This window comes from Streptomyces bottropensis ATCC 25435, from assembly GCF_000383595.1.
GTDB classification, from domain to species: domain Bacteria; phylum Actinomycetota; class Actinomycetes; order Streptomycetales; family Streptomycetaceae; genus Streptomyces; species Streptomyces bottropensis.
The window spans coordinates 1,942,997-1,954,344 of the sequence record NZ_KB911581.1 but is presented as its reverse complement, the minus strand read 5'-3'; the positions used below and the strand labels follow the sequence as shown (position 1 = coordinate 1,954,344).

General features: G+C 70.5%; 9 protein-coding genes and 5 tRNA genes. 4 read left to right on the top strand and 10 right to left on the bottom strand.

The features are described 5' to 3' along the window. Positions 1-102 precede the first annotated feature (102 nt). Positions 103-819 (top strand): IclR family transcriptional regulator NdgR, encoded by a 717-nt coding sequence (ndgR, locus tag STRBO_RS0108755; protein ID WP_003993203.1) that lies wholly within the window; start codon positions 103-105, stop codon positions 817-819. Positions 820-919: 100 nt separating this feature from the next. Here ndgR and STRBO_RS0108750 read toward each other — a convergent pair whose 3' ends face one another. Next, positions 920-1,444 (bottom strand): DUF4188 domain-containing protein, encoded by a 525-nt coding sequence (locus tag STRBO_RS0108750; RefSeq protein ID WP_005479895.1) that lies wholly within the window; start codon positions 1,442-1,444, stop codon positions 920-922. Positions 1,445-1,525: 81 nt separating this feature from the next. On the opposite strand from STRBO_RS0108750, the gene STRBO_RS0108745 reads away from it, so the two are divergent. Continuing rightward, the gene (locus STRBO_RS0108745) at positions 1,526-2,170 is read left to right on the top strand and encodes a MerR family transcriptional regulator (protein WP_005479896.1); all 645 of its coding nucleotides are present in this window, start codon (positions 1,526-1,528) and stop codon (positions 2,168-2,170) included. 83 nt (positions 2,171-2,253) lie between these two features. On the opposite strand, the gene STRBO_RS0108740 is transcribed toward STRBO_RS0108745, so the two are convergent. From STRBO_RS0108740 to STRBO_RS0108700, 9 genes are all read right to left on the bottom strand, one after another. Further along, positions 2,254-2,326, bottom strand: a tRNA-Glu gene (locus STRBO_RS0108740). A 46-nt stretch (positions 2,327-2,372) separates the two neighbouring features. Then, positions 2,373-2,444, bottom strand: a tRNA-Gln gene (locus STRBO_RS0108735). 23 nt (positions 2,445-2,467) lie between these two features. Then, positions 2,468-2,540 (bottom strand) — tRNA-Glu (locus tag STRBO_RS0108730). Positions 2,541-2,602: 62 nt separating this feature from the next. Beyond that, positions 2,603-2,675: transfer RNA gene (locus tag STRBO_RS0108725), tRNA-Glu, on the bottom strand. Positions 2,676-2,718: 43 nt separating this feature from the next. Beyond that, positions 2,719-2,790 (bottom strand) — tRNA-Gln (locus tag STRBO_RS0108720). Between the two features lie 91 nt (positions 2,791-2,881). Continuing rightward, complete coding sequence (locus STRBO_RS0108715) at positions 2,882-3,613, bottom strand: HAD family hydrolase (RefSeq protein ID WP_005479902.1); 732 nt, start codon at positions 3,611-3,613, stop codon at positions 2,882-2,884. Between the two features lie 99 nt (positions 3,614-3,712). Further along, positions 3,713-5,188, bottom strand: coding sequence for a glutamate--tRNA ligase (gltX, locus tag STRBO_RS0108710; protein WP_078531444.1), 1,476 nt, complete (start codon positions 5,186-5,188; stop codon positions 3,713-3,715). After that, entirely contained in the window at positions 5,181-5,957 is a 777-nt protein-coding gene (locus STRBO_RS0108705; RefSeq protein ID WP_005479905.1) for a fumarylacetoacetate hydrolase family protein, read from the bottom strand. Before STRBO_RS0108705 ends, gltX begins: the two co-directional genes overlap by 8 nt. Positions 5,958-6,189: 232 nt before the next feature. Then, positions 6,190-6,369, bottom strand: coding sequence for a hypothetical protein (locus STRBO_RS0108700; RefSeq protein WP_005479907.1), 180 nt, complete (start codon positions 6,367-6,369; stop codon positions 6,190-6,192). A 606-nt stretch (positions 6,370-6,975) separates the two neighbouring features. Here STRBO_RS0108700 and STRBO_RS0108695 point away from each other — a divergent pair. Further along, positions 6,976-10,917, top strand: a complete 3,942-nt coding sequence (locus tag STRBO_RS0108695; protein WP_005479908.1) for a sensor histidine kinase — start codon at positions 6,976-6,978, stop codon at positions 10,915-10,917. 9 nt (positions 10,918-10,926) lie between these two features. Beyond that, the gene (locus STRBO_RS0108690; protein WP_005479910.1) at positions 10,927-11,340 is read left to right on the top strand and encodes a roadblock/LC7 domain-containing protein; all 414 of its coding nucleotides are present in this window, start codon (positions 10,927-10,929) and stop codon (positions 11,338-11,340) included. The last annotated feature ends 8 nt before the right edge of the window (positions 11,341-11,348 follow it).

The window sequence follows — 11,348 nt, the reverse complement described above, 5'->3', positions numbered from 1 at the left end:
GCCGGGCTCGTTGGTCCGCGAGCCGTTGTTCTTCTTCCAGAGTGGCAAGGTCCGCGCGAAATTGAACTTGCGTTTCACAGAGTGAGACGCGAGTATCGTTGCATGGACAACAGTAGCGGCGTCGGCGTTCTGGACAAGGCGGCCCTGGTCCTGAGCGCTCTGGAGTCCGGTCCGGCCACCCTCGCGGGTCTGGTCGGCGCCACCGGACTCGCACGGCCCACGGCCCACCGCCTGGCCGTGGCTCTGGAACACCACCGCATGGTGGCACGCGACATGCAGGGCCGGTTCATCCTCGGCCCCCGGCTGGCCGAGCTGGCCGCGGCCGCCGGCGAGGACCGCCTCCTCGCGACGGCGGGTCCGGTGCTCACGCATCTGCGCGACATCACGGGCGAGAGCGCGCAGCTCTATCGCCGGCAGGGCGACATGCGTATCTGTGTCGCCGCCGCGGAGCGGCTCTCGGGGCTCAGGGACACGGTCCCGGTCGGCTCGACCCTCACGATGAAGGCCGGTTCGTCGGCACAGATCCTGATGGCCTGGGAGGAGCCGGAGCGGCTGCACCGCGGCCTCCAGGGCGCCCGCTTCACGGCCACCGCCCTCTCGGGCGTACGGCGCCGGGGCTGGGCGCAGTCCATCGGCGAACGCGAGCCGGGGGTCGCCTCGGTCTCCGCCCCCGTGCGCGGCCCGTCGAACCGCGTGGTGGCCGCCGTCTCCGTCTCCGGCCCCATCGAGCGCCTCACTCGACACCCCGGCCGTATGCACGCCCAGGCGGTCATCGACGCCGCGGGCCGTCTCTCGGAGGCCCTGCGCCGCACCGGTTGATCCCCCACATCCCCGCCCGACCACGGGAAAAGGCCTGCCTCAACGCCGCGGCAGGCCTTTTCTCACGCACCGGGGCAGATCTCTTCCCGGCGTCCGACGACTACGGCGACGGGACGTCCGCACCCCGCCCGGACCGGTGGGCGAACCGCTCCTTCGCCGACCTGCCCCGCCCCTCGATCGGCAGCGCTCCCGTGGCCGCCGCGAGGCCGAACGCGGGCATGTCGGCGTAGATCGACTCGTACGAGCCCTCCGGCACCACATAGGTCTCGTGCCAGAGCCCCACATGCTGTCGCGACTTCCCCTTGCGCTCCTTGCGGTTGAGCGCCGCCCACGCCACACGGTGGAACGCGTCGGGCGCGTGCGCGTAGGCGTAGAGCTTCTCCTTGGACTCCCAGTACTGGACGACGTAGTAGGTCCGCGGTGAGGCCGTCAGCAGCACGGCGTTCAGCAGTCCCCGTTCCGGGTCCTTGCGCAGTTCCCGCAGCATCCGCGGCATCGCCGTCAGCACGGGACCCCAGTGGTGCACGGCCCAGAAGTGGTTGATCCGCGTGCCGATCAGCAGCACCACCACCTCGCCCTCGGCCGCCGCGGTGGTACGACCGGGCGCGACCCGCTTTCCGAACATGACTCCCCCTGATTGGTGAGCGGCACTATCCGAACTGCCGTGCTTGGATAGTGACACTTCCCAAGGAGAGGCGCAAGAGAGATGCGGCTGGCGGAGCTGAGCGAGCGCAGCGGGGTGTCCACGGCGACGATCAAGTACTACCTGCGCGAAGGCCTGTTGGCGCCGGGCCGCCAGGTCAACGCGACCACGGCGGAGTACGACGAGGAGCATCTGCGCCGGCTGCGGCTGGTGCGGGCGTTGATCCAGGTGGGCAAGGTGCCGGTGGTGAACGCCCGGGAGGTGCTCCGGCACGTGGACGACGAGTCGCTGGGCCGTACGATCCGGCTCGGCGCGGCCCTGTGGGCCCTGCCGCAGACCCCCGGCCCGGACGAGGAGGACCCGGTCACCGTCGCCGCGACGGCCGAGGTGGACCGGCTGCTGCAGCGGCTGGGCTGGGACGCGGCGCGGGAGACCGGCGCCCTCTCCCCCGTCCACCGTTCACTGGTGGCGCTGGTCGCGACACTGCTGCGGCTCGGCTATCCGTGCGACGCCGAAAGCATGGCCCCGTACGCCGAGTTGATGCACAAGGCAGCCGTGCGGGACCTGGACCGCATGGAGACCTGTGAGTCCGACACGGAGATGGTCGAGCAGGCGGTCTCGTCGGCGGTGCTCTTCGAGCCGGTGCTGCGCTCGCTGCACCGGCTGGCCCAGGAGGAGGAGTCGGCCCGGCGGTACGGCATCGAGTAGCCGGGACGGCCGACCGGGGCACGCGACCGGCCATCGGGCACACGACGAAGGCCCTCCACCGAAGTGGAGGGCCCTCATTCACGTACCCCCGACCGGATTCGAACCGGCGCTACCGCCTTGAGAGGGCGGCGTGCTAGGCCGCTACACAACGGGGGCCCTAGCGAACCTGCGCGCGTTTGATTTACAACGCCGCAGGTCCGAGCTGGTCTACCTGGACTCGAACCAAGAATGACGGTACCAGAAACCGTAGTGTTGCCAATTACACCATAGACCAATATGGTTGATACCTTTTATGCGTACCCCCGACCGGATTCGAACCGGCGCTACCGCCTTGAGAGGGCGGCGTGCTAGGCCGCTACACAACGGGGGCCCTAGCGATCCTGCATCGACCGTGGTGGGAGCTACCCTGGCCACCTTCGCGGGAAGGATCTGTACCCCCGACCGGATTCGAACCGGCGCTACTGCCGTGAGAGGGCAGCGTGCTAGGCCGCTACACAACGGGGGCTTCGTGGAAGCGATCTTCCACTGTTGCAGATGAGCTCTGCGAGCTGGCCTACCTGGACTCGAACCAAGACTAACGGAACCAGAAACCGTCGTGCTGCCAATTACACCATAGGCCACTGGAACTCAAGCCCTTGAAGGGATCTTGTTCTAGTGTGCGTCTCCGGTTCCCGGCCTTTCGGCCCGCTCTCCGGCGGCGCAGGAAGAACATTACCCGAAGGTGGACGGCGCTCCAAAACGGGTATCCGAGCCGAGGATCGCCGGGAGTTCGGCGAGGGTGGCGATCCGGTGCGGCCCGGCGGGCGGGTCGACGGTCGCGTAGAGGCCGCCGCGGTCGATCCACACCGACAGCAGTCCGGCGTCGGCCGCGCCCCGGCCGTCGATCTCCGGGTGATCACCGACGTAGGCGACCTCGTGCGGGGGCAGCTCCAGGGCCTCGCAGGCCACGTGGAACGCCTCGGCGGCCGGTTTGTGGATGCCCAGTTGCTCGGCGCAGAGCACCGTCTCGAAGCGGTCCCACACGCCGAGCGCGCGGAGCTTGCGTTCCTGGACGGGGAGGCTGGAGTTGGACAGCACCGCGTGCCGGTGGCTGGCGGCCAGCGCGTCCAGGACCGGCACGACGTCCGGGAAGAGCGTCCAGGCCCGCTCGTAGTGGGCGATGTAGCGCTCGAACCAGGCGTCGGCCTCGGCGTCGCTCAGGGGCTGCCCGTGGAAGTCCCGCACCCGGTCGCGGCGGGTGGACTCCCAGTCGCCCTCGCCCGCCGCGTACCGCCGCCAGTGCAGGCTGGTCAGTTCGCGCCAGCGGGTCAGGGCGTCCTCGACGGAGTCGTGTCCGAGGCTCAGGCCCTCGGCGGTGAGATGGTCGCGCATGCCGGCCCGGTCGGCCGCGGTGTAGTCGAAAAGGGTGTCGTCGACGTCCCAGAGCACGGCCTTGATGTCCATGATCCGACGGTAGCCCGGGGCCGGGCGTCCTGTCCGGAGGTTGGGACGACGAAGGGGCGGCACCCGGATGCCCGGGTGCCGCCCCTTCGCCCGCGGCGGTTACGCGGTCAGCTTCGCCAGGGCCGCATCGATCCGGGCCAGCGTCTTCTCCCTGCCCAGGATCTCCAGGGACTCGAAGAGCGGGAGGCCGACCGTGCGGCCGGTGACGGCGACACGGACGGGGGCCTGCGCCTTGCCGAGCTTGAGGCCGTGGGCCTCGCCGGCGGCCAGAACGGCCTCCTTCAGGGACTCGGCCGAGGTCCAGTCGGCCCCCTCCAGCTTCTCCCTCGCCGTGCGCAGGAGGGCGTCGGAGCCCTCCTTCATGGCCTTCGCCCAGCTCGCCTCGTCCTCCACCGGCTCCGGCAGGAACAGGAAGTCGACGTTCTCCGTGATCTCGGAGAGGACCTTCAGACGGGTCTGCGCGTGCGGGGCGATGGCCTCCCACTTGGCCTCGTCGAAGTCCTCGGGCGCCCAGGGGGCGAAGGGGGCCTGCAGCCAGGGGGCGCAGCGCCCGGTGAACTCCTTCACGTCCAGCAGACGGATGTGGTCGGCGTTGATCGCCTCGGCCTTCTTGAGGTCGAAGCGGGCCGGGTTGGGGTTCACGTCCGCGACGTCGAAGGCGGCGACCATCTCCTCGATCGTGAAGATGTCCTTGTCGGCGGAGAGCGACCAGCCGAGCAGGGAGAGGTAGTTGAGCAGGCCCTCGGGCAGGAAGCCGCGTTCCCGGTAGAGGTTGAGCGAGGACTGCGGGTCGCGCTTCGACAGCTTCTTGTTGCCCTCGCCCATCACGTACGGCAGGTGCCCGAAGGACGGGACCTCCTTGGCGATGCCCAGCTCGATCAGCGCCTTGTAGAGGGCGATCTGGCGGGGGGTGGAGGACAGCAGGTCCTCGCCGCGCAGGACGTGGGTGATCTCCATGAGGGCGTCGTCGACGGGGTTGACGAGCGTGTAGAGCGGGGCGCCGTTCGCGCGGACGATGCCGTAGTCCGGCACGTTCTCCGGGGTGAAGGTCAGCTCGCCGCGGACCAGGTCCGTGAAGGTGATCGTCTCGTCGGGCATCCGGAAGCGGACGATCGGCTCGCGGCCCTCGGCCTCGTAGCGCGCCTTCTGCTCCGGCGTGACCTCGCGGCACTTGCCGTCGTAGCCGGAGGGCCTGCCGGCGGCGCGGGCGGCGTCGCGGCGCTCCTCCAGCTCGGAGGCGGTGCAGTAACAGTGGTAGGCGCGGCCGGCGTCCTTGAGCTTCTCGGCCACCTCCTGGTACGTCTCCATGCGCTGCGACTGGCGGTACGGCGCGTGCGGGCCGCCGACCTCGGGGCCCTCGTCCCAGGTGAAGCCCAGCCAGCGCAGGGAGTCCAGGAGCTGCTCGTAGGACTCCTCGGAGTCGCGGGCCGCGTCGGTGTCCTCGATGCGGAAGACGAACGTGCCGCCGGTGTGGCGGGCGAACGCCCAGTTGAACAGGGCCGTGCGGACCAGACCCACATGGGGGTTGCCGGTCGGGGACGGACAGAAACGTACGCGGACGGAGCCGTTAGCCACGCTTGATCACCTTGTTGGTGAGAGTGCCGATGCCTTCGATGGTGACGGCGACCTCGTCGCCGACGTTGAGGGGGCCGACCCCTGCCGGGGTGCCCGTGAGGATCACGTCGCCGGGGAGCAGCGTCATGGCCTCGGTGATGTTGACGATCAGGTCCTCGATGGAGTGGATCATCTCGCTGGTGCGGCCCAGCTGGCGCTGACCGCCGTTGACGGTGAGCTGGATGGTCAGGTCGCTCGGGTCGAGGTCCGTCTCCACCCAGGGGCCCAGCGGGCAGGAGGTGTCGAAGCCCTTGGCCCTGGCCCACTGCTTCTCGCGCTTCTGGACGTCCCGTGCGGTGACGTCGTTGGCGCAGGTATAGCCGAAGATCACGTCCTTGACGCGTTCGCGCGGGACCTCGCGGCAGAGCCGGCCGATGACGACGGCCAGCTCGGCCTCGTGGTGCAGTTCCTGGGAGAACGCGGGGTACTGGATGTCGTCGCCGGAGCCGATCACCGAGGTGGCCGGCTTGAAGAAGGCGAACGGGGCGTCCGGGACCTCGTTGCCCAGCTCGCGCGCGTGTGCGGCGTAGTTGCGGCCGAAGGCCACCACCTTGTTGGGGAGCACCGGCGGCAGCAGCCTGACCTTGCTGAGCGGGACCTTCGTACCGGAGAGCTGGAAGTCCGCGAACGGGATGCCCTTGATGATGTCGAGGACGAGCTCGTCCGGCTTGTCGCCCTCGATCGCGCCGAAGGCTACGTTCCCGTCGATGGAGAACCTGGCGATGCGCACGGGATGCCTGCGCCCCCTTGACTGAGCTGGCTGGAGTATGACGGTCCAGGCTAACGCGGGGCGGGGTGGCCGCCTCGCGCATGACCCGCGTACGCACGGCGAAGGGCGCCCGGCAGGTGTGCCGGGCGCCCTTCGCCGTGCGTACGCGCGGGAGTCCGCACGGGTCTCGGGAGAATCTTCACCGGAACCGCGTTGAGCGGTGGGCGAATTCCCTGCGTACTTGAGCTTGCAACTACTCCGCCGCCTGGACCGGGACCGTCATCAGGACCGTCCGGCGGGGGTTGGCGGTCTGGGAGGGGAGGTCGACGGAGTGCTCCTGCTCCGGCGTGCGCAGGTCCTCGGCGTCGGCGAGGTGGGCCAGCGTCGTGCGCCGGGGGTTGGCTATGTTGCGGAACATCGTCGTCGTCTTCACTGTTGTCCTGGACCTCGTCGTGTGCGGGCGCCGGGCGGACCGCAAGGGCCGTCCCACAAGCGCGGGTTGTCGGATTCGCCATCCCTGTAAAGCGTCAGGCTAAACATCCAATTCCCGGGTCAAGTCGTGAAGAAGGCATGATCGGTGTGTGAGTTTGCTCACTCAGTCATGGGCAAAACGGTCAATTCAGGCCATCCACACACCTTCGCGAAACGGGCATAACTCACCTGAAGCGCCCATTCCGCTCCTGATCATGGCGACTGGGACACCCTGCCCCCACCATGGGATAGCCCAGGTATGCCCGTTATCGAAGCAAATGCCTTCCACGCCCCGTGACACTTTCCTCACATGCTGTCACAGTGAACAGACCGTTACCCATTGGCCTTGTTGGAGATCCGGCACTGTGCTGGAATTCCACGGACCGCCGCAGGATCGTGCCGGCGCGCAGGGGCGCAGAAGAAACGGCGCCCGGCGGCGGTGGGAGGGGGAGCCAGCGCCGGTCACTCACGACCACCAATTGGGGACGTATTCAGGGCGCCCCCGAAGACGCCGACACCGTCCCGCCGTTCACGCGGTGGGGCGCCTGGTCCAGAGGTTGCGACGCTAGTGCAGGGACGTTTCAAGAGGGATGGCAGCGCTTCGGCGGAGCCGGAGCCACACAACGGAACCGGTAACGGTTCCTCCCCCCAGCACGCCCAGAACCCGGGTCCGGCGGAGATCGGCGACGGCGGGGAGCGCTCAGGGCGCCCCGGCGCGTCAGTTGCTCCCCAGGCGTCCGGGAAATCCAAGGGCGGCACCAACGGCGGGGCCACGAGCGGCTCCCGAATAGCCCTGCGCAACTGGCGCATCTCCACCCGTCTGGTCTCGCTGCTCGCGCTCCCCGTGGTGGCGGCGACCTCGCTCGGTGCCCTGCGCATCGGCGACAACGTGGACGACATCCAGCAGCTCGACAACATGCGGCTGCTCACGGACATGACCAAGCAGGCGACCGAGCTGGCCACCGCGCTCCAGCAGGAGCGCGACCTGTCCGCCGGTCCCCTCGCGCACGGTCTGAACGCCAACGACTACACGGTCAAGGGCGCCCGCGAGAAGACGGACCAGGCCCGCGTCCAGTTCACCGACGCGACCCAGGCCGCCGAGACCGCAAACACCACCGAGAAGATGCCCGGTGTGCGCGACAGCCTCGTCCGGGTCGTGCGCGAGCTCTACAACCTGAGCACCATCCGCAAGAACGCCTACGTGGACCCCAAGAACTCCACGCAGACGGTTGAGGCCTATCACCGCCTCGTCGACCAGCTGCTGGACCTGTCCACGGACATGGCCGAGGCCACCAGCAACCCGGACATGATCAAGCGGACCCGTGCCCTGGCGGCGTTCTCCTCCGCCAAGGAGTACGCCTCCGTGCAGCGCGCGGTCATCGCGGCGGCCCTGCCCGAGACCGACGACAAGGCCGGCAAGCTCTCCGAGAACGACCGGCTGTACGCGAACGCGGCGCTGGCGAACGAGGAGTCCGACCGCAGCACCTTCTCCGACATCTACGGTTCCGGTGCCGAGGAACTCACCAGGCCGATCGACGACGCGAGCCCGACCATCGAGGCCTCCGACGTCTACGCGGACCGGGTCCTCGCCAGCGCGGGCGGTCTGGGCGGGCAGGACAAGCGCTCGTACAAGGACTGGACCGACGACTCCGCGGCCAAGATCGAGCAGATGAAGAAGATCGAGGGCTCGCTCCTCGAGGAGATGGAACAGACCGCCCGCAACCTCCGCGCCGACGCGGAGCAAGAGGCGATCATCTCCGGTGCGCTGATCCTCCTCGTCCTCGGTGTCTCCCTGGTCGGCGCGTTCGTCGTGGCCCGGTCCATGATCCGCTCGCTGCGCCGGCTGCAGGACACCGCGACCAAGGTCGCCCAGGACCGGCTGCCCGAGCTGGTCAAGCAGCTGTCGGAGTCGGACCCGCAGGACGTCGACACCTCCGTCGAGTCCGTCGGTGTGCACTCCCGGGACGAGATCGGCCAGGTGGCCGCGGCCTTCGACGACGTGCACCGCGAGGCCGTCCGCCTCGCCGCCGAGCAGGCCCTCCTGCGGGGCAACGTCAACGCGATGTTCACCAACCTCTCGCGCCGCTCCCAGGGCCTCATCCAGCGTCAGCTGTCGCTCATCTCCGAACTGGAGTCGCGCGAGGCCGACCCGGACCAGCTGTCCTCCCTCTTCAAGCTCGACCACCTCGCCACCCGCATGCGCCGTAACGGTGAGAACCTCCTCGTTCTCGCCGGTGAGGAACCCGGCCGCCGCTGGACCCGCCCGGTCCCGCTGGTCGACGTGCTCCGCGCCGCCGCGTCCGAGGTGGAGCAGTACGAGCGCATCGAACTGTCCTCCGTGCCGACGACCGAGGTCGCCGGCCGCGTGGTCAACGACCTCGTGCACCTGCTCGCCGAGCTGCTGGAGAACGCCACCTCCTTCTCCTCGCCGCAGACCAAGGTCAAGGTCACCGGTCACGCCCTGCCCGACGGCCGGGTGCTGATCGAGATCCACGACACCGGTATCGGCCTCTCCCCCGAGGACCTCGCGGCGATCAACGAGCGCCTCGCCTCGCCGCCCACCGTGGACGTCTCGGTCTCCCGCCGCATGGGTCTGTTCGTGGTCGGCCGGCTGTCGCAGCGCCACGGCATCCGCATCCAGCTGCGCCCGTCCGACTCGGGCGGTACGACCGCGCTCGTCATGCTTCCCGTCGACGTGGCACAGGGCAACAAGAAGCCCACCCCGGGCAAGCCCGGCCAGGGCGCTCCCTCCACCGGTGGTCCGGCCGCCGCACAGGCCGCGGCCGGTGCCGCCGCCGCGCGTCGCCAGTCCGGCAACCAGTCGGGTCCGCCGCTCGGCGGTCCCTCGGCCGGTGGTGGCCTCCTCGGTGGTGCCCCTCAGCGTGGGCAGGTCGGCGCGGGCCAGGGCCCGCGGGCCGCGCTGCCCGGCAACCCCAGTGGTCCGGGTGGTCTCGGCAACCCCGGTGGCCCGCGTGGTCCCCAGGGTGGTCCGCCGGTGCCCCCGCAGGGCGGCCGGCCTCCGGCGGGCGCCGGTGCCGGCGGGTTCGGCGGCGGCGGTGCGTTCGGCGGCGGTCAGGCGCCCGGTGCCCCGCAGGGCCTCCAGGCCGCCGGGACCGGTGGCGCGAACGGCTTCGAGAGCTTCGACGACTCCGGCCGCCAGGGCGGCGGCTTCCCGACCGGCTCGGGCCTGCGCCCGGCCGGCGGTCCCGGTGACACCGGCGCGGCCCGGCCCGGCCAGGCCGCCGGCGGTCCGGGCGCCGTACCGCCCAAGCAGGGCAAGGAACGTTCCGGCAGGCGCCGTCCGCAGCTGCCCGGCCGCGGTGGTCCGCGCGCCGAGCTGCCCGGGGGCAACGCCCCGTCGCGGACGCCCAGCTGGAGCAACGACAACGCGCAGCCTCCGGTACCGCGCGCCTCGCTGGACGCCCCGCGCGGCCACGAGGAGCAGCCGGACGTCACCGCGCCGATGCCGCGCGTCGACCCCGGCCAGGCTCCGGGCTCGCCCATGGACTTCCCGCACAACCCGGGTGCCGACTTCGACAGCCGCCGCCCCGGCGCGGGCACGCCCGCACAGGACGGCACCGGCTCCTACACCCGCTCCGACGTCTACGGCGGGGCCGGTGCTCCGCCGGCGCCCACCGGTCCGTCCCGGGGTGCCTCGCAGGACCCGTCGTCCACCGGCCAGTTCGCCGTGACGGGTTACGACGGCTCCGGCACGGGCCAGTTCCCGGCGCCGGGCCGGCAGAACCCGCAGGGCACCGGCCAGTTCGGTGCTCCCGGCCGACCCGGTCCGCAGGACCCGGCACAGTTCGGCGCGCCCGGCCGGCAGAACGGCCAGGGCCCCGGGCGGTACGACGCGCCGGGCCGGCAGAACTCCCAGGACACCGGCCAGTTCGAGCGGCCGCAGGTCAACGGGGAGGGCTTCAACGCGCCCCGCCCACCCATGCCGCCGCAGCGTCCCCCGGTGCCGCCACAGCGTCCGGCGCGCCCGCAGGAGCCGGAGGCACTGCCTCCGGCGACGGGTCCGATGGACGGCCGTACCCCGCTCTACGACACGCTGGAGACCAACTGGTTCCACGGTCAGGGCGGCCAGAACGGTCAGAACGGCCAGCAGCAGGGACAGCAGAGCAACGGTTCCGCGCCGCAGCAGCCTGCCGCCCCCGCTCCCCAGACTCCGGTCGCTCCTCAGCGTCCGGCGAGCCCCGCCGCGCCCGCTTCCACCAGCTGGCGCAGCACGCCCAACGACGACCTGGTCCGCCAGGCCGAACGTGCCCGGCAGCCTTCGGCGGGCGGGGTCACCACCTCCGGCCTGCCGCGCCGGGTCCCGCGCGCGAACCTCGTGCCGGGCACGGCTCAGCAGCAACAGCACCAAACCGGTCCGCAGGTCTCGCGTTCGCCTGACGACGTACGCGGCCGGCTGACCAATCTCCGTCGGGGCATCGCGCAGGGTCGACAGGCCGGCAACGGCCAGACCGGCAGCTTCCCGAGCCCCACTCACCAGCAGGAGCGTTAGTTGAGCCAGATGAGCCAAGCGGCACAGAACCTCAACTGGTTGATCACCAACTTCGTGGACAACACCCCCGGGGTGTCCCACACCGTCGTCGTGTCCGCCGACGGCCTTCTTCTGGCGATGTCGGAAGGCTTCCCACGCGACCGTGCCGATCAGCTCGCGGCCGTCGCCTCCGGACTCACCTCGCTCACGGCCGGGGCCTCCCGGATCTTCGAGGGCGGGGACGTGGCCCAGACGGTGGTCGAGATGGAACGCGGCTTCCTGTTCCTGATGTCCGTCTCCGACGGATCGTCCCTGGCCGTACTCGCCCACCCCGAGTGCGACATCGGCCTGGTCGGTTACGAGATGGCGCTGCTCGTCGATCGCGCGGGCGCCGTGCTCACGCCCGATCTGCGCGCCGAACTCCAAGGCAGTCTGCTCCACTGATGCCTGCG

What these genes read in the sequence shown, in the direction of transcription:
- ndgR (WP_003993203.1), top strand. Translation starts at nt 103, where the DNA reads ATGGACAACAGTAGCGGCGTCGGCGTTCTGGACAAGGCGGCCCTGGTC.
- STRBO_RS0108750 (WP_005479895.1), bottom strand. Translation starts at nt 1,444, where the DNA reads ATGTTCGGAAAGCGGGTCGCGCCCGGTCGTACCACCGCGGCGGCCGAG.
- STRBO_RS0108745 (WP_005479896.1), top strand. Translation starts at nt 1,526, where the DNA reads ATGCGGCTGGCGGAGCTGAGCGAGCGCAGCGGGGTGTCCACGGCGACG.
- STRBO_RS0108715 (WP_005479902.1), bottom strand. Translation starts at nt 3,613, where the DNA reads ATGGACATCAAGGCCGTGCTCTGGGACGTCGACGACACCCTTTTCGAC.
- STRBO_RS0108690 (WP_005479910.1), top strand. Translation starts at nt 10,927, where the DNA reads ATGAGCCAAGCGGCACAGAACCTCAACTGGTTGATCACCAACTTCGTG.